Annotated in this window: 26 protein-coding genes and 2 tRNA genes; 9 read left to right on the forward strand and 19 right to left on the reverse strand. The window is 74.5% G+C overall.

The window, feature by feature from the left end:
• Positions 1-1,020, forward strand: coding sequence for an adenosine deaminase (locus AC4BG9_RS06630; protein ID WP_490570297.1), 1,020 nt, complete (start codon positions 1-3; stop codon positions 1,018-1,020).
• Here AC4BG9_RS06630 and AC4BG9_RS06635 read toward each other — a convergent pair.
• From AC4BG9_RS06635 to AC4BG9_RS06670, 8 genes are all read right to left on the reverse strand, one after another.
• A complete protein-coding gene (locus AC4BG9_RS06635; protein WP_490570298.1) occupies positions 1,012-2,067 on the reverse strand; it encodes a UDP-N-acetylmuramate dehydrogenase in 1,056 nt (351 codons plus the stop codon). The two genes, AC4BG9_RS06630 and AC4BG9_RS06635, sit on opposite strands and share 9 nt — an antisense overlap.
• Positions 2,060-2,485 (reverse strand): MaoC/PaaZ C-terminal domain-containing protein, encoded by a 426-nt coding sequence (locus tag AC4BG9_RS06640; protein WP_490570299.1) that lies wholly within the window; start codon positions 2,483-2,485, stop codon positions 2,060-2,062. The genes AC4BG9_RS06635 and AC4BG9_RS06640 overlap by 8 nt, the downstream gene beginning before the upstream one ends.
• On the reverse strand, positions 2,482-2,886 hold the full coding sequence (locus AC4BG9_RS06645; RefSeq protein ID WP_490570300.1) for an FAS1-like dehydratase domain-containing protein: 405 nt from the start codon (positions 2,884-2,886) through the stop codon (positions 2,482-2,484). The genes AC4BG9_RS06640 and AC4BG9_RS06645 overlap by 4 nt, the downstream gene beginning before the upstream one ends.
• Positions 2,887-2,969: 83 nt before the next feature.
• Positions 2,970-3,140: a 50S ribosomal protein L33 gene (rpmG, locus tag AC4BG9_RS06650; protein WP_056682466.1), complete on the reverse strand. Its 171-nt coding sequence runs from the start codon at positions 3,138-3,140 to the stop codon at positions 2,970-2,972.
• An 80-nt stretch (positions 3,141-3,220) separates the two neighbouring features.
• Positions 3,221-3,294 (reverse strand) — tRNA-Met (locus AC4BG9_RS06655).
• Positions 3,295-3,336: 42 nt separating this feature from the next.
• Positions 3,337-3,409 (reverse strand) — tRNA-Thr (locus AC4BG9_RS06660).
• Between the two features lie 49 nt (positions 3,410-3,458).
• Positions 3,459-4,859 (reverse strand): amidase, encoded by a 1,401-nt coding sequence (locus tag AC4BG9_RS06665; protein ID WP_490570301.1) that lies wholly within the window; start codon positions 4,857-4,859, stop codon positions 3,459-3,461.
• Between the two features lie 55 nt (positions 4,860-4,914).
• On the reverse strand, positions 4,915-6,093 hold the full coding sequence (locus AC4BG9_RS06670; protein WP_490570302.1) for a hypothetical protein: 1,179 nt from the start codon (positions 6,091-6,093) through the stop codon (positions 4,915-4,917).
• Between the two features lie 204 nt (positions 6,094-6,297).
• On the opposite strand from AC4BG9_RS06670, the gene AC4BG9_RS06675 reads away from it, so the two are divergent.
• Together AC4BG9_RS06675 and AC4BG9_RS06680 are read left to right on the forward strand one after the other, a co-directional pair.
• Positions 6,298-6,927, forward strand: a complete 630-nt coding sequence (locus AC4BG9_RS06675) for a class I SAM-dependent DNA methyltransferase (RefSeq protein ID WP_490570303.1) — start codon at positions 6,298-6,300, stop codon at positions 6,925-6,927.
• Between the two features lie 58 nt (positions 6,928-6,985).
• A complete protein-coding gene (locus AC4BG9_RS06680; RefSeq protein ID WP_490570304.1) occupies positions 6,986-7,501 on the forward strand; it encodes a GNAT family N-acetyltransferase in 516 nt (171 codons plus the stop codon).
• On the opposite strand, the gene AC4BG9_RS06685 is transcribed toward AC4BG9_RS06680, so the two are convergent.
• Genes AC4BG9_RS06685 through AC4BG9_RS06700 form a run of 4 tightly spaced genes read right to left on the reverse strand, consistent with a single transcriptional unit; the run spans position 7,498 to position 10,166 of the window.
• On the reverse strand, positions 7,498-8,202 hold the full coding sequence (locus AC4BG9_RS06685) for an LrgB family protein (RefSeq protein WP_490570305.1): 705 nt from the start codon (positions 8,200-8,202) through the stop codon (positions 7,498-7,500). The two genes, AC4BG9_RS06680 and AC4BG9_RS06685, sit on opposite strands and share 4 nt — an antisense overlap.
• Positions 8,199-8,549, reverse strand: a complete 351-nt coding sequence (locus tag AC4BG9_RS06690) for a CidA/LrgA family protein (protein ID WP_490570306.1) — start codon at positions 8,547-8,549, stop codon at positions 8,199-8,201. Before AC4BG9_RS06690 ends, AC4BG9_RS06685 begins: the two co-directional genes overlap by 4 nt.
• On the reverse strand, positions 8,549-9,115 hold the full coding sequence (locus AC4BG9_RS06695) for a DNA-3-methyladenine glycosylase I (protein ID WP_490570650.1): 567 nt from the start codon (positions 9,113-9,115) through the stop codon (positions 8,549-8,551). The genes AC4BG9_RS06690 and AC4BG9_RS06695 overlap by 1 nt, the downstream gene beginning before the upstream one ends.
• Positions 9,116-9,170: 55 nt before the next feature.
• Entirely contained in the window at positions 9,171-10,166 is a 996-nt protein-coding gene (locus tag AC4BG9_RS06700) for a pirin family protein (protein WP_490570307.1), read from the reverse strand.
• Positions 10,167-10,269: 103 nt separating this feature from the next.
• Here AC4BG9_RS06700 and nemA point away from each other — a divergent pair, with 103 nt between their 5' ends.
• Positions 10,270-11,385 (forward strand): N-ethylmaleimide reductase, encoded by a 1,116-nt coding sequence (gene nemA / locus AC4BG9_RS06705; RefSeq protein ID WP_490570308.1) that lies wholly within the window; start codon positions 10,270-10,272, stop codon positions 11,383-11,385.
• Here the strand turns inward: nemA and AC4BG9_RS06710 are convergent.
• Complete coding sequence (locus AC4BG9_RS06710; protein ID WP_490570309.1) at positions 11,367-12,656, reverse strand: multidrug effflux MFS transporter; 1,290 nt, start codon at positions 12,654-12,656, stop codon at positions 11,367-11,369. The two genes, nemA and AC4BG9_RS06710, sit on opposite strands and share 19 nt — an antisense overlap.
• 43 nt (positions 12,657-12,699) lie before the next feature.
• Here AC4BG9_RS06710 and AC4BG9_RS06715 point away from each other — a divergent pair, with 43 nt between their 5' ends.
• Positions 12,700-13,320, forward strand: coding sequence for a methyltransferase (locus AC4BG9_RS06715; protein WP_490570310.1), 621 nt, complete (start codon positions 12,700-12,702; stop codon positions 13,318-13,320).
• Here AC4BG9_RS06715 and AC4BG9_RS06720 read toward each other — a convergent pair.
• From AC4BG9_RS06720 to AC4BG9_RS06730, 3 genes are read right to left on the reverse strand one after another with little or no spacing between them, the layout of a single operon-like run.
• Complete coding sequence (locus AC4BG9_RS06720) at positions 13,293-14,300, reverse strand: 5'-3' exonuclease (protein WP_490570311.1); 1,008 nt, start codon at positions 14,298-14,300, stop codon at positions 13,293-13,295. The two genes, AC4BG9_RS06715 and AC4BG9_RS06720, sit on opposite strands and share 28 nt — an antisense overlap.
• Positions 14,297-14,824 (reverse strand): MOSC domain-containing protein, encoded by a 528-nt coding sequence (locus tag AC4BG9_RS06725; RefSeq protein WP_490570312.1) that lies wholly within the window; start codon positions 14,822-14,824, stop codon positions 14,297-14,299. Before AC4BG9_RS06725 ends, AC4BG9_RS06720 begins: the two co-directional genes overlap by 4 nt.
• 22 nt (positions 14,825-14,846) lie before the next feature.
• Positions 14,847-16,043 carry a homogentisate 1,2-dioxygenase gene (locus tag AC4BG9_RS06730; RefSeq protein WP_490570313.1) on the reverse strand — a complete coding sequence of 399 codons (1,197 nt, stop codon included), beginning with the start codon at positions 16,041-16,043 and terminating at the stop codon, positions 14,847-14,849.
• Positions 16,044-16,124: 81 nt separating this feature from the next.
• Between AC4BG9_RS06730 and AC4BG9_RS06735 the strand changes: the two genes are divergently transcribed.
• From AC4BG9_RS06735 to AC4BG9_RS06750, 4 genes are all read left to right on the forward strand, one after another.
• Positions 16,125-16,955: a hypothetical protein gene (locus AC4BG9_RS06735; RefSeq protein WP_490570314.1), complete on the forward strand. Its 831-nt coding sequence runs from the start codon at positions 16,125-16,127 to the stop codon at positions 16,953-16,955.
• Entirely contained in the window at positions 16,952-18,124 is a 1,173-nt protein-coding gene (fahA, locus tag AC4BG9_RS06740) for a fumarylacetoacetase (RefSeq protein ID WP_490570315.1), read from the forward strand. Before AC4BG9_RS06735 ends, fahA begins: the two co-directional genes overlap by 4 nt.
• Before the next feature lie 111 nt (positions 18,125-18,235).
• Entirely contained in the window at positions 18,236-20,068 is a 1,833-nt protein-coding gene (locus AC4BG9_RS06745; protein WP_490570316.1) for a class I SAM-dependent methyltransferase, read from the forward strand.
• A gap of 3 nt (positions 20,069-20,071) precedes the next feature.
• On the forward strand, positions 20,072-20,749 hold the full coding sequence (locus AC4BG9_RS06750; RefSeq protein WP_490570317.1) for a histidine phosphatase family protein: 678 nt from the start codon (positions 20,072-20,074) through the stop codon (positions 20,747-20,749).
• A 24-nt stretch (positions 20,750-20,773) separates the two neighbouring features.
• Here AC4BG9_RS06750 and AC4BG9_RS06755 read toward each other — a convergent pair whose 3' ends face one another.
• The 3 genes from AC4BG9_RS06755 to AC4BG9_RS06765 are packed head-to-tail and all read right to left on the reverse strand — an operon-like array spanning position 20,774 to position 23,462.
• A complete protein-coding gene (locus tag AC4BG9_RS06755) occupies positions 20,774-21,571 on the reverse strand; it encodes a GIDE domain-containing protein (RefSeq protein ID WP_490570318.1) in 798 nt (265 codons plus the stop codon).
• Positions 21,572-21,627: 56 nt separating this feature from the next.
• On the reverse strand, positions 21,628-22,248 hold the full coding sequence (locus AC4BG9_RS06760; RefSeq protein ID WP_490570319.1) for a response regulator: 621 nt from the start codon (positions 22,246-22,248) through the stop codon (positions 21,628-21,630).
• Positions 22,245-23,462, reverse strand: a complete 1,218-nt coding sequence (locus tag AC4BG9_RS06765; protein ID WP_490570320.1) for a sensor histidine kinase — start codon at positions 23,460-23,462, stop codon at positions 22,245-22,247. Before AC4BG9_RS06765 ends, AC4BG9_RS06760 begins: the two co-directional genes overlap by 4 nt.
• Positions 23,463-23,474 lie beyond the last annotated feature (12 nt).

A 23,474-nucleotide genomic window follows, 5' to 3' on the forward strand; every position in this document is an offset into this window, starting at 1 on the left:
ATGCGGGTCAGGCGCGACCTGCTCACGCTTCCCAAGGCGCACCTGCACCTGCACTTCACCGGCTCGATGCGGCACACCACGCTGCTCGAGCTGGCGGAGCGTGACGGCATCGTCCTGCCTGACCCGCTGGTCTCGGAGTGGCCGCCGCAGCTGTCCGCGGCCGACGAGAAGGGCTGGTTCCGCTTCCAGCGTCTCTACGACGTGGCGCGCTCGGTGCTGCGCACCGAGGGCGACGTCCGGCGGCTGGTGCGCGAGGCCGCCGAGGACGACGTGCGCGACGGCGGCCGCTGGCTGGAGATCCAGGTCGACCCCAGCGGCTACGCGGCCCGGTTCGGCGGCATCACCGCCTTCACCGACCTGGTGCTGGACGCCGTGGCGGACGCCTCGGTGCGCACCGGGCTGGGCATGGCCGTGGTGATCGCCGCCAACCGGACCCGGCACCCGATGGATGCCCGCACCCTGGCCCGGCTGGCCGCCCAGTACGCCGGGCGGGGCGTGGTCGGCTTCGGGCTCTCCAACGACGAGCGCCGCGGACAGACCCACGACTTCGCCCCCGCCTTCGCCATCGCGGAGCGGGCCGGCCTGCTGCTGGTGCCGCACGGCGGCGAGCTGCGCGGGCCCGAGCACGTCCGGGTCTGCCTCGACGAGCTGCACGCCGACCGGCTGGGCCACGGCGTCCGGGCGGCCGAGGACCCGCGCCTGCTGGAGCGGATCGTGGCGAGCGGGACCGCGCTGGAGGTCTGCCCGGTCTCCAACGTGGCCCTGGGGGTCTACTCCGACCTCACCTCCGTGCCGCTCCCCCAGCTGATGGCCGCCGGCGCCACCGTCGCCCTCGGCGCGGACGACCCGCTGCTCTTCGGGTCGCAGCTGGCCGGGCAGTACGCCACCATGCGGGCCGCCCACGAGCTCACCGACGAGCAGCTCGCCGAGCTGGCCAGGATGTCGGTCCGCGCCTCCCGGGCGCCGTCGGACCTGCGCACCCGGGTGCTCGCCGAGATCGACGCCTGGCTCTCAGAGTGAGGCGCCGACCAGCACCGGCTCGTTGACCAGGCGCACGCCGTAGGCCCGCTCGACCCCGTCGCGGACCTCGCGGGCCAGGGCGAGCAGGTCGGCCGTGGTGGCTCCGCCGCGGTTCGTCAGCGCCAGCGTGTGCTTGGTGGAGAGACTGACCGGGGCGCCGAGGCTGTGCCCCTTGGCGAAGCCGGCGTGCTCGATGAGCCAGGCGGCGCTGGTCTTGACCCTGCCGTCGGGCTGCGGAAAGCGCGGCGCCTCGGGCGGCAGGGCAGCCGCCTGCTCGGCGCTGAGCAGCGGGTTGGTGAAGAACGAGCCGGCGCTCCAGGTGTCGTGGTCGGCGTCGTCGAGGACCATCCCCCTGCCACGGCGCAGCGCGAGGACGGCTTCGCGCACCGCGTCGAGGGGGGCGCGCTCACCCACCTGGACGCCGAGGGTGCGGGCGAGCTCGGCATACCCGACCGGGGCCGACAGCGACCCGAGCGGCAGCTGGAAGGTCACCTCGAGCACGACGTACCGCTCCGGGTCTGCCTTGAAGCGGCTGTCGCGGTAGGCGAAGCCGCAGTCGGCGGCGGCGATGGTGCGCTGGCGCCGCTCGACGCGGTCCCAGGTCCGCACCGAGGCGATCGTCTGGGAGACCTCCTGGCCGTAGGCGCCCACGTTCTGCACCGGGGAGGCACCCACCGAGCCGGGGATGCCGGAGAGGGCCTCCACGCCGCTCCAGCCCCGGGCGACGGCCCGGGCGACGAAGCCGTCCCACGACTCCCCCGCCGCCACCTTCACCAGGACGCCGCCGCAGGCCGCGGCGTCCCCCTCGACGTCGGCGACGACGCCGGAGGTCGCGATCTTGACCACGCGCCCCGCGAACCCCGCATCGGCGACCACCAGGTTGGAGCCGCCGGCGAGCAGCAGCACCGGGACGCCCGCGGCGTCCGCGTCGGCGACCGCCTCGACCAGCTCGGCCTCGGTGGTGGCGACGAGCAGCTCGTCGGCGGGTCCGCCGAGCCGCAGCGTGGTGTGGTCGCGCAGCAGGGGCCGCGGCGCGGGCTCAGCCAACGGGTGCCAGCCTCACCACGGCGCGGGGCATGCCCAGCACCTTCTGCCCCGCGCTGGTCACCTCGAGCGCCAGGGTGACGGACGCGGAGCCGTCGGCCTCCGGCACGACCTCCTTGACGGTGCCGGCCACCCGCACCTCGACGCCGGCGTCGGCCGGGACGACCACCGGGTTGGAGAACTTGCAGCCCAGCTGACGCACCTCGCCACCGCCGGTCCACTCCCGCACCGCGCGGCCGACCAGCGCCATCGTGTACATGCCGTGGGCGATCACCCCGGGCAGGCCGACCGAGCGAGCGACCGCCTCGTCCTGGTGGATCGGGTTGTGGTCGCCGCTGGCCGCGGCGTAGCGGACCAGGTCGTCCCGGACGATCGTGTAGGTCTGCGGCTCCAGCGCCTGCCCGGCGGTCAGCGTGCTCATGACTCCTCCTCGCCCCGGTGGACCAGGGTGGCGTGCGCGGTGCAGACCAGGGTGCCGTCGGCGTCGGCGAGGGCACTGGTGGTGCCGATGATGTCGTTGCCGCCGATGTGGCGCAGCGAGCTGACCGTCAGGGTGGCGGTGAGGGTGTCACCCACCAGCACGGGCCGCTCGTAGGCGAACCGCTGCTCCCCGTGGACGACGCGGTGCAGCGCCAAGCCCTGGGCGTCCAGGAAGTCCTGCATGGCGTCGAAGGCGAGGACGATGGGGAAGGTCACCGGCGCCGGGCCGCCGTCGTAGGCCCCGCCGGTGGCCGCGGCGAAGGCGGAGACCGCCTCGCGGGTCACCACGTAGGGGGCGGTGGGCGGGAAGCTGCGTCCCACCAGGGACTGGTCGAGGGGCATGGCAGCCAAAATAGCGAGCGACCCGCCCGGTGAGACCGGGCGGGTCGGCGACGCGGGGCGTCGAGACGCTGGAGAGCGAGCCGTCAGCGGGTCTCGCGGTGCGCGGTGTGCGTGCGGCAGCGCGGGCAGAACTTCTTCATCTCCATACGGTCGGGGTCGTTCCGACGGTTCTTCTTGGTGATGTAGTTGCGCTCCTTGCAGTCCACGCACGCAAGCGTGATCTTGGGGCGAACGTCAGAGCTCTTGCTGGCCACGGGAAGTCCTTCGTCGAATGCTTGGTGTGATGCGGTACCGGCTGGTCCGGCGTGGTGCTTCGTCCAGGGGGTCGTTCTCGTAGCGAGGGCGGGACTCGAACCCGCGACACCACGATTATGAGTCGTGTGCTCTAACCACCTGAGCTACCCCGCCACCGGGGAGGCACCGCACTCAAGAGTACGGGACCCGTCCCAGAGCCCCTTTACGGAATCGAACCGTAGACCTTCTCCTTACCATGGAGACGCTCTGCCGACTGAGCTAAAGGGGCAACGTCGGAAGAGAATACACAGGGCTGAGCCGGGCGTGAAATCGGGCCCTCAATCCTGGATCCGAGGCCACGGCTGCGCCTCCTCCAGGGAGTACGCGAGGTCCAGGAGAAGGGCCTCCTGCCCCTTGCCCGCGGCCAGCTGCATGCCGTGCGGAAGCCCCGCGGCGGTGGTCGCCAGCGGCAGGCTCACGGCCGGCTCGCCGGTGGCGTTCTGCAGGGGCGTGAACGCGACCCAGTCCATCATCCGGTCGATGACCTCCTCGTAGTCCCGGGTCGGGTCGAGGTGCCCCACGCGCGGGGTCTCGGTGGCCAGCGTCGGGGTGAGGGTGACGTCGTACCGCTCGTAGTGCTTGCGGGAGATCAGCTGCGAGCCCGCCATGGTCGCGATGGCCACCGGCAGCTTGTGCAGGTTGCGCTGGCAGTGCCGGGCGAGGCCGAGGGTGAGGTTGTCCAGGTTGGCCGGGTTCCAGGAGCCGCCGTGGGTGGAGCGGCCGGTGCGCACCAGGAACATCGAGAGCATCGACCAGTAGAGCAGGAAGTGGTCGGCGAACCAGTCCGGGACCGGGGGGTCGACGTGCTCGACCTGGTGGCCCAGCTCCTCCAGCAGCGCGGCCGTCTTCAGGGTGAGCTCCCGCACCTCCGGCGACGCGCTGCGCCCCACCCCCTCGGTGACGACCGCGACCCTCAGCCGTCGGCCCGACGGCCCCCTCACGTCGCCCACCGGCGGGAGGGCCGGATTGCGGTAGATGCGCTCGGACTCGCGCAGGAAGGCTGCGGTGTCACGCACCGTGCGGGTCAGCACGCCGTCGGCGACGATCCGCACCGGCATGCTGCGGTTGAGCTTGTCCTGGGGCACCCGGTCCCGGGTGGGCTTGAGGCCGACCAGTCCGTTGACGGCCGCCGGGATGCGGATCGACCCTCCCCCGTCGTTGGCGTGGGCCAGGGGCACGGCCCCGGCGGCGACCAGCGCGGCCGAGCCCGCGGAGGAGGCTCCGGCGTAGTGGTCGTGGTGCCAGGGGCTCCGCACCGGGCCGAGCCGCGGGTGGTCGACCGCGCCGGAGAACCCGAACTCCGAGAGCCGGGACTTGCCGAGCGGGATGACGCCGGTGGCCAGGAACATCCGCGCGAAGTCGCCGTCCCGGGTGGCCGGCGGGGAGACGAAGGCGTCGGTGCCGTGCTGGGTCGGGACGCCGGCCACGTCGGCGTTGTCCTTGATGACGGTCGGGATCCCCGAGAAGTAGCCGCCGCGCGGGTCCCGCGCCCGGTGGCGCGCCAGGTCGAACATCTCCACCGCGAGGGTGCCGAGGTGCTCGTCCACCTCGAGGGTCCGGGCGATCGAGGCCTCGACCAGCTCGACGGGCGAGACCTCGCCCCGGTGCAGCATCTCGACCAGGCCGACGGCGTCGTGGTCGAGCAGGGCGTCCTCGGCGTAGGCATGGCGTCGCGTCATGCGACCGGACAGTAACCTCCGTCACCACGCGAGTCGAGGACACGTCGCCATCGCGTCACAGGGCCGCCGTTCCCTCCGGTCCGACGAGCACGTACCTGCCGTGCGGACTGCGCCAGAGCCATCGGGCTCGGCCCACCTGCCAGACCCCACCCCGGGCGTGCGTCTTCCAGCGGTGGTGGCGTCGCAGCAGCGGGTGGGAGTTGTGGGTGCCGGTCTGCCCAGGTGGTCCGCCGCGGGTCCAGGGGCGCACGTGGTCGAGGTCGACGTGCCGGCTGCTCGAGCCGGACCACGGGAACCTGTCGCCACCGCCGGCGAGGAGCCAGACGCGCTCGCGGAGCGACTCGGGGTGCTCGTAGGCGGTGACCCGCACGTCCTCGGCCAGATTGACCACCGGCTTGAGCTCGACATGGGCGTGCCGGAGCAGGCTCCGGAGCTGGGCGGCCAGGAGGGGGCCGTGCTCCTCGAGCCGGACCACGGCCCGGTCGGCGTCGGCGAGCGCATCGGCGGTCACGTGGACGTAGAGGCAGGCTCGGGGACGCAGGCGGGTGGGGTCGATCGATCGCAGGGCGGCCAGCAGGTCGACGGGGAACGCCGTGGTGCGGGACGTTGGCGGGTCCGGGTCCGGGTCCGGGTCCGGGTCGCCGGGGTCCGCCCCCTCGGCGTGCTCCAGGAGCAGCCGCAGGAGCTCGGCGGGGCGGGCCAGCCAGCCGAAAGCCTCGGAGCGCAGCACGTCGCCCGTCGGCTGCTCGCGAGGCGGCACCCCGGATGCGTGCAACCGCTCGCGGAGGATCTCGGCGACCCGCGCGACCATCGCGTCCACGTAGACCGCGTCGCCAGCCTCCACCCGGGCGATCACGTGCCTCAGACCGACTTCGTCGGTGCGGGAGAGGGTGACGTGCCGCCGTCCTCGCTCGACCGCCACCCGGTGCGCGTGGGCCTCGGGGTCCGCCTCGATCACCTTGGCCCTCGCCAGCTCCAGCACCCGACTGGGCGCCTCTCCCGCGATCGCCCGGGCGACGGCCGCGTCGACCATGCCGACGTCGCGCAGCGCGAGCGTGCGGGAGATGACGGCCACCTTGCGCGCGACCCAGGCCTCGGCCTCCAGCGCCTCCACCCGCGCCCAGACCCGGGGCAGCCGGTGCTGCAGGTCGAGCACGTCAGCGATCGCGGCTCGCGCCGTCATCCAGCCGACCTGCCGGACGAGCGCGAGCTCACCGGGACACAGGTCGCGCACCCAGGGCGCGCCCTCCCCGCCGAACGGGACGAGCCTCTCGAACGGCGAGGCCGTGGGATCGTCTCGTGGATCGCTGCCGTGCAGCAGCGCCCACTGCGCGGCGAGGCGCAGCTCACCTGCAGGGCCCCTCCCGTCGACCTCCGCACGTGAGGCTTCGCTCTCGCGGTTGGTCCGCGAGTCGACGCGGCTGCCACGATGAGCCGCGTGCAGACCCAGCCCGGCTACGACGCCCTCGCGAGCGCGTACGACGAGACGTTCCCGAGCGGCTACGCCACACCCGTGGAGCGGCACGCCGTGGCCCTCTTCGCCGACGAGCTCCTGGCCGACGGGCCGGTGGGACCGGTGGTGGACGTCGGGTGCGGTGCGGGACACATCACCCACGACCTCGCCACGCGCGGGCTGGAGGTGCTGGGGGTCGATCCCTCGACGGGCATGCTCGACCTCGCACGTCGGCGCTACCCGCAGCTGGGCTGGCACCAGGACGACGCGGGCCTGGGGCGTCTGCCCAGGGACCTCGTCCCCCTCGCCGGGATCCTGGCTCGGTTCAGCCTGATCCACGTGGCCCCCGCGTCCGTGCCGGGAGTGCTGGCGGCGTGGGCCGCCCGGCTCCGGTCCGGCGCCCACGTCCTGGTGGCGTTCCAGGTCAGCGAGGACCCGGGCAGCCCCGTGCTCGAGTTCGACCACGCCGTCGCCAGGGCGTGGCGCTGGCACCCCGACGCGATGGCCTCGGCCCTGGCCGACGCCGGCCTTGCCGAGCGGTGGCGGGTGGTGGCCCAGCGGGACGACTCCAACCGCTTCCCGACCTGTCACCTGGCGTGCGCGCGGGGGGCGTGACGCCGACGAACGCTTCTCACCGGTCCCCTGACCACACGTGATGGTCCACACTTCCGGGGTGACCTCCCACCCCGTTCCTCCGGTTCTCGTGCCGTACGCCCCGGGCCACCACGCCGCCCTGCTCGAGCTCGCACTGCGGGCCTGGGAGCCCGTGTTTCCGGCGGTCGAGCAGGAGGTTCCCTCTTTCGTCTACGCCGCCTTCTACCCCACGGGCTGGCGTGACCGGCAGCACCAGGACCTCGCGGAGATCCTGCAGAGCGAGCCCGAGAACGTCGACGTCGCGCTCGACGGCGACCGGCCGATCGGCTGGGTCTGCACGCGACTGCACCCCGAGGACAGCATGGGCGAGGTGTACGTCGTCGTCGTCGACCCCGACCACCAGCAGCGGGGCGTCGGACGCGCCCTCCTGGAGCGCTCGTTCGCCCGGTCGAAGGCAGCCGGCATGACGATGGTGATGGTGGAGACCGGCGCCGACACCGGGCACGCGCCGGCTCGTCTGGCCTACGAGTCCCTCGGCTTCGAACGCTGGCCGGTCGCCCGCTACTTCAAGGACCTCGACGACTCCGCCTCCTAGAGCAGCCAGAGCAGCACCGGCAGCAGCAGGCTGGTCGCCAGGGCGGTCAGCCCCATCGAGAGCCCCGAGAAGGCGCCCTCGGTCTCGTCCTCGTGCAGGGCCCGAGCGGTGCCGATCCCGTGCGAGGAGGCGCCCAGGGCCAGCCCCCTGGCCTCCCGGCTCCGCACCCGGGCCACCGTCAGCAGGGTCGGGCCCGCGACCGCGCCGAGCACCCCGGCGGTGACGGTCACCACCGCGGTCAGCGCGGGGATCCCCCCGATCTCCTCCGACAGCGCGATCGAGACCGGGGTGGTGGCCGCCTTCGGCGACATGGTCAGCGCGAGCTCCTCGCCGCCGCCCAGCGCCGTGACGAGGCCGTAGGCGCTGAGGATCGAGACCGCGGCGCCCAGCGGGATCGCCACCAGCATCGGCCCCACGACGCCGCGCAGCCGCCGGACCTGACGGTGCAGCGGGACCGCGAGGGCCACCGTCGCCGGCCCGAGCCAGAAGCTGATCAGCGCCGCGCCGTCCGCGTACGTCGCGTAGTCGACGTCGGCGAGCGTGATCGCCACCGCGACCACCACCACCGCGACCAGCACGGGCTGGGCGACCGGGTGCCCGCCGCTCCGGTCGCGCAGCAGGAGGCCGAGCCGGTAGCCGAGCAGGGTGACCAGCACCAGCGCCAGCGGCGAGGAGGCGAGCTCGCGCCACTCCCCGCTCACCGGACGCCTCGCCGTCGTCCGAGCCAGGAGACCGTCCACCCGACGACGAGCAGGCCCGCCAGCCAGGAGCCCACCAGGGCGACGGTGATCGGCAGCGCGTCCTCGCGGAGCACGGTGAGGTAGACGACCACGCCGACCCCGGCCGGCACGAAGAGGAGCTGCAGGTGGCGCAGCAGCACGTCGGCGGCCCGGAGGGTGCCCGCGCCGGCCTCCGGCGGGCGTGCCTGGAGCAGCAGGAAGAGGAGCACCATCCCGACCACCGGGCCCGGCACCGGGAGCCGGGTCAGGGTCACGAGCACCTCCCCGGCGAGCTGGCAGGCCAGCAGGACGGTCAGTCCGCGCAGCATCAGCAGGCCCCGCGCCGGTGGCACCCGGGCAGGTGCGGGTCGAAGAGGCCGATCGCCTCCATCAGGGCATGCATGGTGGTCGGCCCGACGAAGACGAAGCCGCGCTGCTTCAGCGCCTTCGAGAGAGCGAGCGACTCCGCCGAGGTGGTGGCCGCTTGGGGCTCCACCGGGCCCGCGGGGCGGTACCGCCCGATCAGCTCCTCCAGCCCGCCGTGCTCCCGCAGGGCCACCGTGGCCCGGGCGTTGGTGACGGCCGCCTCGATCTTGCGCCGGTTGCGCACGATGCCCGCGTCGGCCATCAGGCGCTCGACGTCGCGCTCGTCGTACGCCGCCACCGCGTCCGCATCGAAGCCCGCGAACGCCGCCCGGAAGGCCGGTCGCTTGTTGAGGATGGTCAGCCAGGAGAGACCGGACTGGAACGCCTCCAGGGCGAGGCGCTCGAGGTGGGCGGCCTCCCCGTGGATCGGGACGCCCCACTCGGTGTCGTGGTAGACGAGGTTGACCGGGTGGCCGACCGCCCACGGGCAGCGCGGCACGCCGTCCTCGCCGACCACCGCCTCAGGCACGCTCACGGTCCAGCAGTCTGCCAGCGCCGCGCAGGGGGGCGCTTCGCGGGAGGTGTCAGCGGCGGCGCTTGAGGCGGCCGTTGGGCAGGGTGGGCGCGGGCAGCGGCGGCAGGTGCTGGCCGGCCACGACACCGAAGCGCCCCGGCCCCACCAAGGTGCTGTCGGTCACCAGGGCGCCGTCGGGGTGCAGCTGGGCCTGCCAGTCCTCGCGGTAGGCCACGATCTCCTCGTGGGTGCGGCCCACGAAGTTCCACCACATCATGATCTCCTCCCCGAAGGGAGGTCCGCCGATCACGATCAGCCGCGCCTCGTCGTGGCACTCCAGCTCGAGGCGGGAGCGTCCGGGCGCCAGGTAGAGCAGCTCGCCGGGCTTGATCTCCTGGCCGTCGACCGAGACGTGCCCGAGGTCGACCAGCACCCCGTGCTCGAAGCCGGGGTCGACGTCGACCCCGAGGGCGGCCCGGTCGGCGAGCATCACCTCGGCCCCGACCAGCGGGGTGTGGGTGCGCACCGGGGACCGGTCGCCGAGCAGCGACCCGACGAAGACGCGGCCCTCCCAGCCGGGTCCGCGCACCGGCCGCGGCACGTAGTGCTCGAAGCGGGGCTCGACGTCGCGGGCGCCTTCCGGGAGCGCCAGCCAGAGCTGGACGCCGTGCAGCACGTCGGTCTCGGGGGTGGAGATCTCGGAGTGGCTGATGCCGCGCCCCGCGGTCATCAGGTTGAACTCGCCGGGGCGCACCATGGCATGGGCGCCGGAGGAGTCCCGGTGCTCGATCTCGCCGGTGAAGAGCCAGCTGACCGTGGCCAGCCCGGTGTGCGGGTGCGGGGGCACCCGCATGCCGCCGGTGGCCGCCACCTCGTCGGGCCCGTAGTGGTCCAGGAAGCACCAGGCCCCGATCAGGGAGCGGTGACGCTGGGGCAGCGTCCGGCGCACCCGCATCCCGCGCGGCCCGCCCAGCGGCACCTCCCGGGGCGGCAGGAGCTCCAGCGGCACCTCGGTGTCGCCGGGGGCGATCCGTTGCTCGCGCGGGCGTGGCTCCGGATTGGTCATGGTCCCCATACTGTCCACCTTGGCAAGGCTCGCGCCAGGGTGTCGACACGCGAGACGAGGGCCCGGGGGAATAGCCCCCCGGACGGCCCGGTTGGGGCACGGCATGACCGACCACCAGCCACCCGCCCCGGCCGTCGCCCTGCTCGACCCCCTGACGCTGGGCGCCGTGAAAGCCGTCAACCGGGTCTTCATGGCGCCGCTGACCCGGATGCGCGCCGAGCAGCCGGGCGACCTGGTCGGGGACCTCCACGTCGAGTACTACCGCCAGCGCGCGGCCGCCGGCCTGGTGATCAGCGAGGGCACCCAGATCAGCCCCGAGGGCAAGGGGTACGCCGACACCCCGGGGCTGCACAGCCCCGAGCAGGTCGAGGCCTGGCGGCGGGTCACCGACGCGGTGCACGAGGAGGGCGGGCTGATCGCCGCCCAGCTGTGGCACACCGGTCTGGTCGACCACCCGTCGCTGCACGACGGCGCGCTCCCGGTCTCGGCCTCGGCGATCGAGGTGCGCGCCCGCACCAGCCTCAAGGACGAGCAGGGCCGGGTCGTGCGCGCCGACGTCCCGGTCCCCCGGGCGCTGGAGACCGACGAGCTGCCGCGCCTGGTCGAGGACTACCGGCGCGCAGCCGCGAACGCGCGGCGGGCGGGCTTCGACCTGGTCGAGATCCACGCCGCCCACGGCTACCTGCTCCACCAGTTCCTCTCCGCGGCGAGCAACCGGCGCACCGACGCCTACGGCGGCTCCCTGGAGAACCGGATGCGCCTGGTGCTCGAGGTCGTCGACGCCTGCGTCGCGGAGGCGGGCCCCGGCCGGGTCGCCATCCGGATCTCGCCGACCGGCCGGTTCAACGGGCTCGAGGACCCCGACGGCGGCGCCGAGGGCCTGGTCCTGGCCCGGGCGCTGGCCGAGCGCGACCTGGCCTACCTGCACCTCTCCGAGCCCGACTGGGCCGGCGGCCCCGCCCTGGACGACGACTACCGCGACGCGCTGCGCGCGGCGTACCCGGGCACCCTGGTGGTCGCCGGGGCCTACGACGCGGCGAAGGCCGAGCGGGTGCTGGCCGGCGGGTGGGCCGACGCGGTCGCCTTCGGCCGGACCTTCCTGGCCAACCCCGACCTGCCCGCGCGTCTGGCCTCCGGTGCCCCGCACAACGAGCAACGGCCCGAGACCTTCTACGGCGGCGGCGCGGAGGGCTACACCGACTACCCCGCCCTCGGCTGAGGCCTCACAGCAGGTCCGTCCGGCCCCATCGGCTCGGCGCCGGCCGGCACGGGCGCGTCGCGGTCCTCGACCGCGCAGTGCCACCACCAGCAGAGCCGGCCGAGCACGACCATGACCAGCGCGGTGGCGGCGAAGCCCAGCGCCGAGACCGCGATCAGCGGCGTGACCAGCACCGCGACGGTCGCGTTGAGCATGAGCGTGAGGAAGGAGCTGCCGGAGACGACGGCGCCCCGACGCTCGGGGAAGAGGTCGAGCAGCATCAGCTGCAGCGTCGGGTAGGACATCCCGTTGCCCAGGGCGAGGATGCTCGGCCCGACCACCGCCCACGGCAGGTCGGTGGACCACGGTGTCAGGGAGAACGCCACGCCGACCACCGCCCCGGTCACCGAGACGACGAAGCCGGCGCTGACCAGGCGGCGTCCGGTGATCCGGCCGGCGGCGCGTCCGGAGATCCAGGAGCCGACGACCATCGAGCCGATCATCGGCACGAAGAAGACCCAGAAGTCGAGCTCGCCCAGCCCGAGCAGGTCGACCACGAAGAGCGCGGCGCCGCCGATGTAGAGGAACTGGCCGCCGAAGGCGAAGGTCGCCGCCCACGCGACCCGGTGGAACCCCGGCAGTCGCGCCACCTCGACCAACCCGCCCAGCACCGAGGCCGGGTGCAGCGGCACCCGCCGCGACGGGGGGTGGCTCTCGGGGAGCACCCACGCGGTCGCCGCGACCAGCACCACCCCCAGCACCGCCATGAAGGCGAAGACCCAGGGCCAGGGACCGAGCTGCAGCACCACTCCCCCGACCACCGGGGCGATGGCCGGGGCGAGGCCGAAGATCATCGCGACGCGACTCATCAGGACCTGCGCCTGGGCGCCGTCGAAGAGGTCGCGGATCACGGTGCGGCTCACGATGGTGGCCCCGCCGGCGCTCAGCCCCTGCAGCACCCGGAAGGCCAGCAGCACCCCGAGGTCCGGGGAGAAGGCGGCCCCGATCGAGGCGCCCACGTAGACGGCGAGCGAGCCGATGATCACCGGCTTGCGGCCCACCGCGTCGGAGAGCGGCCCGTGGAAGATGCTCATCGCCGCGAACGACGCCAGGTAGGCGGTGACCACCAGCTGCATCTCCGGGGCGCCCACGCCGAAGTCGGTGCGCATCTGGGTGAACGCCGGGAACGGGGTGTCGATGCTGAACGGGCCGATCATCGAGAGCATCGCCAGCACGGCCGGGATCACCACCAGGGCCCGCCGACTGCGGGGGTCGAGCGAGGGCTGGGTCACCGCACGAGTATGCGCTGGGCGGGGGTTGGCATGATCAGGGCCCATGGAGACAGTGAGGGAGAGCGTGGTCGGCGGCCTGCGGATCGCCTGGGACAGCCGCGTCCTCGAGCCGCGCCCGTGGACGGCCGCCCAGGCCGAGTGGCTCGCCGCCCTCGCCGACGGGGCGCCGGCCGGGCCGGCGCTGGAGCTGTGCAGCGGCGCCGGGCACATCGGGCTGGTGCTGCAGAGGCTGACCGGGCGCGACCTGGTGATGGTCGACGCCAACCCCGCGGCGTGCGAGTTCGCGGCCGCCAACGCCGCCACGGCGGGGCTCGCACCACAGATCCGGCAGGGCTACATGGACCAGGTGCTGCGACCCGACGAGCGGTTCCCGCTGATCCTGGCGGACCCGCCGTGGGTGCCCCGGGCCGAGATCACCCGCTACCCCGACGACCCCGAGCTGGCGATCGACGGCGGGCCCGACGGCCTGGACGTGGCCGCGCAGTGCCTGGCGCTGGTCGACCGGCACCTGGCCGACGGCGGCCACGCCGTGCTCCAGCTGGGCACCACCGAGCAGGTGGAGGCCCTGGTCTCGGCCGTGCGGCCCGAGCGGGTCGGACTGGTCGAGGTACGCCGCTTCGAGCGCGGCGCGCTGGCTCACCTGGCGGCGAACCCCGCCAGCTGACCGGTCGAGGCGGGCGGCTCGGTCAGCACCCGCAGCGCCAGGGCGGTGGTGGACTCCACGTTGAGGTGCCCCACCACCCGGGAGACCCGCAGCGGGTCCAGCGGCAGGAGGCCCGGCGTGCCCGGCACGTCCGGGGTCAGCCCCAGGTCGAGGTCGTCGCGACCCGACATCAGGGCGAGGTTGAACTCGTAGCGCTCCCGGGCGCCGGGGGCCGTGAGCCGCTTCAGCAGCCCGGCGCCGAGCCGGCGCTGGCCGGTCTCCTCGGCCCACGAGTCCAAGGTGGCGACGAGGTGGCGCCCCTCGCTGTGGTCGATGTCGGCCCAGACCGCCTGCATCGAGCCCATCTGGGAGAGCAGCACCGGCACCGTCTTCTCCCCCAGCCCGGTCACGCCGGGCAGGTTGTCGCTGGCGTCGCCGCGCAGGGCGGCGAACTCCAGGTACTGCGCCGGGGTGACGCCGTACATCGCGCGCAGCGCCCGCGGGGTGAGCAGCGGCGAGCCGGCCATCCCGCCGTTGATCAGTCGCAGCACCCGGGTGTGGTCGCTGATGTGGGCGAAGGAGTCGCGGTCGGAGGTGACCAGCACGCAGTCCCAGTCGTGGGCCACCGCCCAGGCCGCCGCGGAGGCGTTGACGTCGTCGGCCTCCAGCCCCGGCGGGGTGACCGCGGCCAGGCCGAGCGCGTCCAGCAGGGCGCCGGTGCGCTCGAGCTGCTCGACCAGCGCCGGGTCCTTGGCCGCCCGGCCCGCCTTGTAGTCGGGGTAGAGCGACTCGCGCACGGACGTCGTCCGGTCGTCGAGGCCGAAGATCACCGCGTCGGGCGCGAAGGCGTCGATCGCCTCCAGGATCTGGCGCAGCATCCCGTGCAGCGCCCAGGCCGGCCGCCCGTTCCGGTCGCGGAGGTCGGAGTGGGCGCGGGCGTGGTGGTGGCGGTGCAGCAGCGACGGCGCGTCGACGGCCAGCAGCAGGCGGCGCCGGCTCACACCGGCTCCAGCGGCTCGTGCGGGCCGTCGGGCAGCCTGACCTCGATCGGCTGGCCCGGGCGGACCGTGCCGCCCTGCTCGACGACCGCCATCACGCCGGCCCGCCGCTCGCCGTGCGGCAGCACCGCCTTGAGCAGGCCGGGCTGGAAGGCGTCGATCTGCCGGCACGGGTTGCGCAGGCCGGTGAGCCGCACCACCGCGTCGCCGAACGCCAGCCGGGTGCCGGTGGGCAGATCCAGGAGCGGGACGCCGCTGGTGGTGACGTTCTCCCCCAGATCCCCCGGGGCGACGGCGTGCCCGGCCTCGGCCACCTCGGCGAAGAGCTCGGCGTGCACCAGGTGCACCTGCCGCAGGTTGGGCTGGTTCGGGTCGCGCCGGACCCGGGAGCGGTGCTGCACCAGGGTCCCGGCGTGCGCGTCGCCCACGACGCCGAGCCCCGCGACCAGGGTGATCTCGGCGCAGGGCAGCTTGCTGAAACGGTGGAGCTCGTCGCGCGAGACCGACAGGACCGAGGGGCTGGGCACCCTCCCATCCTGACAGGACGGCTCAGGCGGGGCCCCGTCCCGCCCACGTCCAGGCGTAGGCCGGGTCCTCGACCGCCAGCCCGCCCTCGCCGAGCTCGAGCGGCGCGAAGGTGTCGACCATGACGGCGAGCTCCTCGAACCGCTCCGCGCCCAGCGAGGCCTCGATGGCGCTGGGCTGCGGGCCGTGCGGGTGGCCGCCCGGGTGCAGGCTGATCGACCCGACGCCGATCCCCGACCCCTTGCGCGCCTCGTAGTCGCCGGCGACGTAGAACATCACCTCGTCGGAGTCGACGTTGGAGTGGTAGTAGGGAACCGGGACCGCCAGCGGGTGGTAGTCGACCTTGCGGGGCACGAAGTTGCAGACCACGAAGTTGTGGCCCTCGAAGACCTGGTGCACCGGCGGCGGCTGGTGCACCCGGCCGGTGATCGGCTCGAAGTCGGCGACGTTGAGGGTCCAGGGGTAGAGGCAGCCGTCCCAGCCGACCACGTCGAACGGGTGGGTGGCGCAGGTGAGCCGGGTGCCGACGATGCCGGCCGAGGTGCGGTGCTTGACCAGCACCTCCACGTCGGTGCCCTCGGCGAGCAGCGGCTCGGTGGGCCCGCGCAGGTCCCGCTCGCAGTACGGCGCGTGCTCGAGGAGCTGCCCGAAGCGGGAGAGGTAGCGCTTGGGCGGGTGGATGTGACCGGTGGCCTCGATCGCGTAGAGCCGCGACGGCTCCGCCGGCACCCAGCGGTGGTCGCAGGCCCGAGGCAGGATCACGTAGTCGCCGCTGCGGTAGGGCAGCACCCCGAAGACGGTCTCCACGACGCCGCTCCCGGACTCCACGAAGACGCACTCGTCGCCGATCGCGTTGCGGTAGATCGGGCTCGGCTCCACCCCGGTGACGACGTAGCCGATCCGCACGTCGTTGTTGCCCAGCACCAGGCGCCGGCCGGTGACCGGGTCGGCACCGGCGCCCTCGCCCGGGGCGTCGAAGAGGGAGTGGAGCCGCAGGTGGCGCGGCTTGAGCGGGTGGTGGGGGGTGCGCGTCTGGTCGGGCAGCTCCCAGACCCGGCTGTCGACGATCGCCGACGGCACGCCGCGGTGGTAGAGCAGCGAGGAGTCGGAGGAGAAGCCCTCCTCCCCCATCAGCTCCTCGCGGTAGAGGGCGCCGCCGGGGTCACGGTGCTGGGTGTGCCGCTTGGGCGGGACGTCTCCCACGCTCCGGTAGTGGGCCATCGCGCACGCCTCCCTGCCATGGACTCGCCTGTTCGCTGATCGAACACTTGCGTTCGCATATCGCTTGATTAGAGTAACCCCGTGACCGCCACCACGCCAGAGACCCTGCCTCCCGCCTGGGCCGGGATCGTCGACGACGCCGCGATCTTCCCGCCCGGGAACGCCCCGCTGGGCGAGGCCCTCGCCGCGCACCCGGCCCACCGCGCCACCGGCCTGGTCGGCACCTTCGTGCTTCGCGACACCGACCTGCCCGAGGCCCGCGACGCGGACGCGCGGTTCTCCGTCGTGGTCACCGGGGGTGCCGGCCAGCTCGCCGGCCCGCTGGCGCTGGCCACCCGTACCGGCCTCGACGTCGCCGGGGTCGAGATCGCGCTGCGCGACCTCGACGACCTGGCGGGCAACGCCCGGCGGGTGCTGGCCGCGGTCGACGCCGCCCGGGGCGAGGGGGTCCTCGACGAGGAGACCCCGGTCCACGTGGAGGTCCCCGGCCGGGTGGGCGCCTCCTGGCTCCGGGCCGCCGACGAGCTCGCCGCCGCCGAGCTGCGGCTCAAGCTCCGCACCGGCGCCCCCGACGGCTCGCTGCCCGCCGACGAGGCCGACCTCGCCGCGCGGATCGACGCCGCCCTGGACCGGGAGACCCCCTTCAAGTGCACCGCCGGGCTGCACCGGGCGGTGCGCCACGACGACCAGCACGGCTTCGCCAACGTGCTGCTGGCGACCCGCCGCGCCTTCGACGGCGCCGCCCGGGAGGAGGTGGTCGCGACCCTGGCCGAGCGGGACCCGGCCGCGCTGGCCGACGCGCTGCGCGCCGAGGAGTCGCTCGCCGGCGCCCGGCGCTGGTTCACCTCGTTCGGCTCCTGCTCGGTCGCCGAGCCGCTGGCCGACCTGCGCGCGCTGGGCCTGCTGGGGTGAGCACCACCGACGACGGCTTCGGGCTCGACCACCTGCCCTACGGCGTCCTCTCCACCGCGCAGGACCCCGCACCGCGGGTGGGGGTGCGGTACGGCGACCGGGTCCTCGACCTCGCCGCCGTGCTGCCGGAGCCGCACTGGCGCGCGGACTCCCTCAACCCCTTCCTGGCCACCGGCCGGGCCTCGTGGGAGGCGGCCCGCGGTGCGGTGACCGCGCTGCTCCGAGACGAGCCGGACCGGGTCGCCGAGCACCTGCTGCCACTGGCCGACGTGACGCTGCACCTGCCCTTCGCGCCCCGCGACTACGTCGACTTCTACGCCTCCGAGCACCACGCCTCGAACGTCGGGCGGATCTTCCGCCCCGACGCCGAGCCGCTGCTGCCCAACTGGAAGCACCTGCCGGTCGGCTACCACGGCCGGGCCGGCACCGTGGTGGTCAGCGGCACCGAGATCATCCGGCCCCTGGGTCAGCGCAAGAGCCCCTCGGACCCCGCCCCCGTCTTCGGGCCGACCGCGCGCCTCGACCTCGAGGCGGAGATCGGCTTCGTGGTCGGCACCGGCACCGCGCTCGGCGAGCGGGTGAGCGCCGACGCCTTCGCCGACCACGTCTTCGGGGTGGTCGGGCTCAACGACTGGAGCGCCCGCGACATCCAGGCCTGGGAGTACGTCCCGCTCGGCCCCTTCCTCGGCAAGAGCTTCGCCACCAGCGTCTCGGCCTGGGTGACGCCGCTGGCGGCCCTGACGGCCGCCTGGACCGACCTGCCCCGGCAGGAGCCGACCCCGCTGCCCTACCTGGCCCCCGGGCGGACCCGCGGCCTCGACCTCGCCCTCGAGGTGGTGGTCAACGACCACGTCGTCAGCCGGCCGCCGTACGCCGCCATGTACTGGTCGCCGGCCCAGATGCTCGCCCACCTGACGGTCAACGGGGCCTCCCTGGCCCCCGGCGACCTCTTCGCCTCGGGCACGGTCTCGGGCAGCCGTCGCGACCAGCTCGGCTCGCTGCTCGAGCTCACCTGGGGGTGGCGCGAGCCCGTCGCCGTGGGCGACCAGGAACGGCTCGCACTCCAGGACGGCGACGAGGTGGTGCTCCGCTGCACCGCGCCCGGGACCGGCGGGGGACGGATCACCCTGGGCGAGGTGGCCGGCCGGATCGTCCCCGCCCGGGCGTGACCCGCCAGCACTCGGAACGCCTCCCGCCCGGGGCCCCACCTCGCTAGGGTCTCAGGACCCGCCGAGGCGGTGGGACGCCGAACAGCCAGCGCTACGAGTCAGGGACCAGTCATGCCCAAGAGCCTCACCCGAGCCGCCCGGACCATCACCGCCGCCACCGCCGCCGGGATGGTGCTCAACGGCCTGCGGCTGCGCGGCCGCGGCGAGGGCCTGGCCACCCTGCCGCCCAGCGACGCCGGCGCTCCCGAGGGTTGGGTGAGACTCGCCGCCCACGGCGTGGAGCCGCGGCCGTCGACGCTGGCCGCGGCCGTCGCCTGGGCGGAGCGGGAGGGGCTCGACGCGGTCGACCTCGTCCCCGGCGACCTCGCGGCCGACCGGGTCCTCGGGCTGCTGCGCCAGGCCGACACCCGGACCTTCCGGGACGACCCCCTCTGCGAGGGGCACAGTGCCGGGCACGCCCTGCTGGTCCGCGCCGAGCTGGCCGAGCGGGCGCAGCTGCCCACCGGGCCCCTCAGCGCCGCCGAGCTCGTCGAGGCCAGCCGGCAGGTGAAGCGATTCGCCCCGCGCACGACCGACTTCGCGGTGGCACCCGAGGAGCGGTCGGTCCCGCTGTCGCCCTCCGAGGAGCTCACGGTGCTGCGCACCGTGCTCGACCGCTACGCCACCAGCCACCAGGTGTGGACGGCCGCCGCGCTCGCCACGGTGGGTGCCGCTGCCGTGGTGGCGCCCGGCGTAGGTCTCCCGGCTCTCCTGGTCCACCAGCTCCAGCCGCGGCTGGTCGGCCGCGGCCGCACCGCCGGTCGCGCCGGGAGGTGGCTCCACGAGGCGCGTCGCTCGGTCGCCCTGATGCGGGCGCCGGCGCCGCCGCCCCCCACGGTCCGCCTCTCCGACGAGCTGCGACCGCTCTATGCCAAGGAGCTCGAGCGCGGGACCGAGCGGTTCTTCGAGGAGCGGGTCGACTCGTGCCGGTGGTGCGGCTCCCCCGACGTGGCGCCGCGCGTCACCTCGCCCGACATGATCCAGCACAAGCCGGGGACCTTCACCCTCGACGAGTGCGCCACCTGCGGGCACGTCTTCCAGAACCCGCGCCTGAGCCCCGACGGGCTGGACTTCTACTACCGCGACTACTACGACGGGTTCGCGGGCGCGGAGATGGAGAAGGTCTTCGCCTCCTCCGACGACGCCTACGCCGGGCGGGTCGGCATGGTCGCGGCGCACGCCACGGCCGCGCCCGACCGCTGGCTCGACGTGGGCAGCGGGCACGCCCACTTCTGCCTGATCGCCAAGGAGCGGTTCCCCACCACCTCCTTCGAGGGGGTCGAGCAGAGCCAGGCCATCGACGACGCCGCGCTCCGCGGCTGGGTGGACCGGGCGCACCGCGGGTTCTTCCCCGACGTGGCCGACGACCTGGCCGGCCAGTTCGACGTGGTCAGCATGCTGCACTACCTCGAGCACACCCGCGAGCCGCTCGCCGAGCTCGACGCGGCGGTCACGGCGCTCAAGCCCGATGGCCTGCTGATGGTGGAGGTGCCCGACCCCGACTGCGCCTCCGGGCGCCTGCTAGGGCCCTACTGGATGCCCTGGCTCCAGCCCCAGCACCAGCACTTCCTCTCCATGGCGCGCCTCGAGCAGGCCCTGGAGCAGCGGGGGTTCACCGTGCTCGACCGCTACCGCGAGCCGTCCACACGAGGCATCGACGTCCTCCCAGCCGTCTGGTTCGCCGCCGGCCAGGTGGTGCCGCGACCGTGGATGCCGTGGCTGCCCCGGCCCACCCGCGCCCAGCGCCTGGCGCGCGCCGCGGTCGTTGCCGCGGCCCTGCCGGTCGGCGCCGTCGCCGCGGCGGTGGCCCAGCTCTCGGCCTGGCGCGAGGGCCTGGACCAGCCGGGCAACGCCTTCCGGGTGCTCGCCCGTCTCGACGCTCCGACCCCGGCGGCCGAGGTCTGAGGGATGGCGGTCCCCTCCCTGCGTCTCCTGCTGCTGCGGCACGGCCAGACCCACGCCAACGTGGCCGGGGCGCTGGACACCGGCGAGCCGGGGCTCGACCTCACCGGCCGAGGGCGCGCGCAGGCCGCGGCGGCCGCGCGGGTCCTCGGCGACGCCGGGGTCGAGGGCGTCTTCGTCTCCCGGCTGGTGCGGACCCAGCAGACGGCCCAGCCGCTGGTCGAGAGCGTCCACCTGCCACAGCGCGTGCTGCCGGGGCTCCACGAGATCTCCGCCGGCCGCTACGAGATGGCGACCGACCGCGACTCCGTCCACGGCTACCTCACCACCGTCCACCGCTGGGTGCACGGCGAGCTCGGCGCCCGGATGCCCGGCGGCGAGACCGGCGAGGAGTTCCTGGAGCGCTACGACGCCGACGTCGCCCGGGTCGCGCAGAGCGGCGCCCGCACCGCGCTGGTCGTCAGCCACGGCGCGGCCATCCGGACCTGGGTCGCCGCCCGGGTGCCCGAGGTCGCCGGCACCCCCGAGGCGACCAGCCCCCTGCACAACACCGGCCTGGTCACCGTGGAAGGGCACCCCACCCGGGGGTGGCGCCTGGTGGAGTGGCACGCCGACCCGCTCGGCGGCCACCTGCTCGAGGACGAGGCCGCGCCGGACCCCACCGGCGAGCCGGTGGACGAGTAGGGCGGCTCAGCCGGCCCAGCCGGCTCAGGCGAGAGCGGAGACGGCCGCCACGACCGCGGCCACCACGGCGGCGATCCCGGCCACCACGCTGGTCGCGACGGCGATCTGGTAGCGCCTCTGGGCGCCCTCCAGCAGCTCCTCCTCGGACTTCGTGGTGATCAGCAGGGAGCCCTTGCCCTGCGGCTCGCGCACCGTGAGCCTGCCCCCGCGGTCCACGGCCTCGCCGCAGACGAAGAGCTGCACACCCTCGGGCAGCACCCACTCCTCGTACTCGTAGCCCAGCGTCCCGCCCCGGCCGCCGCCGGTCGGCAGGCTGAGCTTGAGCGAGCCGAGCTCCAGCTTCGAGGAGCCGGCGCCGCGCTCGGCCTGCCGGAACTCGCTGAGCACCTTCCGGGCGCCCTGCACGTCCTTGCCCGGCACCACCGGGATCCGGCCGGTCTCGTCCACCACGAAGAAGGCCTTGTCGGAGTGGTTGTCGCTCATCACCTCCTCGCGCTGCACCGTGGTGCGGTCGCCGTCGGAGTCGCGGCGCACCTCCTCGTACTTGCGCGTGACCCTCTGCCGGTACCAGACGCAGGGGGTCGAGGTGAGCTCGGAGGTGAGCAGGCCGTCGACGTGCGCCGCGCTGCGGCCCTTGAGCTCGACCGCCTGACGGAACGCGTCAGGCCCGGCGGCCTCCTTCGCCGCGGCGTGCAGCTGCCGCAGCTCCGCGGCCGCCAACGTCTCGTTGCCGAGCAGCTCGCGCCGTTGCCGGCGGGCCAGGTGGGCGACGACCGCCGCTCCTACCGCCACGACCCCGAGCCCCACTGCCAACCAGACCATCTCGTCCCCCCCTCGTGCCGACGCGCCCTGCGTGCGGCAGCACCATCCAAGCAGAGTCAGATCCAGCCCATCCGTCGTGCGGTGGCCACCGCCTCGTGGCGGTTGGCGGCGCCCAGCTTGGTGACCGCGTTGGAGATGTGGTTGCGCACCGTCCCGGCGGAGAGGTGGACGCGCCGCGCGATCTCCTCCACCGGGGCGGCGTCGGCCGCGGCCTCCAGCACGTCGGCCTCGCGCGGGGTGAGCGGGGAGTCCCCGGCGGCGATCGCCTCGGCGGCCAGCTCGGGGTCGACGTGACGGCCGCCCGCCTGCACGATCCGCACCACCCGCGCCAGGGTGGCCGCCGACGTCGTCTTGGGCAGGAAGCCGCGGACGCCGCCGGCCAGGGCCCGCTTGAGGTAGCCGGGCCGGCCGTGGCTGGTGACGATCATGCAGGCGCAGCCGGGGGCGACCTCCGCGATCCGGGCCGCCGTCTCGATCCCGTCGAGGTCGGGCATCTGCAGGTCCAGGACGGCCACGTCGGGCTGGTGCGCCCGCGCCGCCGCCACGGCCTCCTCGCCGCCGGCCGCCTCGGCGACCACCTCGAGGTCGTCCTCGAGGTCGAGCATCTGCGCCAGCGCACTGCGGATCAGGTTCTCGTCGTCGGCGAGCAGCACCCGGATCGGTCGGTCCTCGGTCATCGTCCCTCGCCGTCCCTGCCGTCGGCGCGCAGCCGCAGGCGCACCACGAACTCCTCGCCCTCCACCTCGTGGGTCAGCCGCGCACCCAGCGCCGCCGTCTCGGCGACCAGCGTGGCCAGCCCGGTGCCGTCGCCCCCGCCGGGACGCTCCGCAGCCCGGGCCGGCAGGCCGTCGTTGCGCACCTCCACCACGGCGCCGTCGTACCCGATGCGTACCCGGCTCGCCTGCGAGTGGCGCAGCACGTTGGTGACCGCCTCGCGCACCAGCCGGGCGACCGGGGGGTGCCACGCCTCAGGCAGCCCGTCGAGGTCGCCCGTGGCCTCGATCCCCGCCGAGGCGAGCAGTGCGACCGCCCCCTCGAGCTCCTGGGCCAGGTCGAGGGGCCGGTAGCCGCGGGCCAGCTGGCGGGCCTCGCGCAGCGCCTCGTGGGCGGTGCTCCGCACCTCGCGCACCAGCTCCGGCGCCCGGGCGTCGCCGCGCTCGGCGAGGGTGGCGGCCAGCTCGGCCTGCACCGCGATGGTCGACAGGTGGCGGCCCATCACGTCGTGCACGTCACGGGAGAAGCGGAGCCGCTCCTCGGCGACCGCCAGGGCCGCCTCGGAGCTGCGGGCGTGGTCGAGCTCGACCACGACTCCGAGCAGCCACAGCGAGCTCTGCACGGTGAAGGCGAAGAAGGCGGCCACGACCGCCCCGTAGACCGCCATCGCCGGGTGTCCCCCCACCACGCCGAGCACCAGGGCGCCGAACGCCGTCAGCACCCAGATCACCCGGCGGTCCCGCAGCCCACCCAACGTCCAGGCGAGGGTGCCGACCAGCACCAGCGCCGGGGAGACGCCGGTGTCGCCCTCCAGGGTGAGCAGCCAGGCCAGCACCGGCACGCTCAGCAGCAGCACCGGGGCCAGCAGGCGCCACGGGATCGGCCCCGAGGCGGGATACAGGACGAAGGCCGCCTTCAGCACCCGGACGGCGGGCACGGCGACCGCCAGGGCCGCGAGCACCGCCGCGGCCCGGTCGAACGAGGTGGAGAGCATCGCCACCGAGTTGAGGGTGATCATCGCGATGGTGAACCAGAAGAGCACGTGCAGCGAGCCGCGGGTGTAGAGGTCGACCCGCTCCACGTCGCCGCGCCCGGTCCACCCCGGCAACCTGAGCTGTCCGCGGGCGGGCCGGGGCATGCGCAGACCGCGCTGCATGGACTCTCCGGGCGGGCTCATCGCCGCTGATCC

It is taken from the genome of Nocardioides sp. Z40_12 (assembly GCF_058215795.1).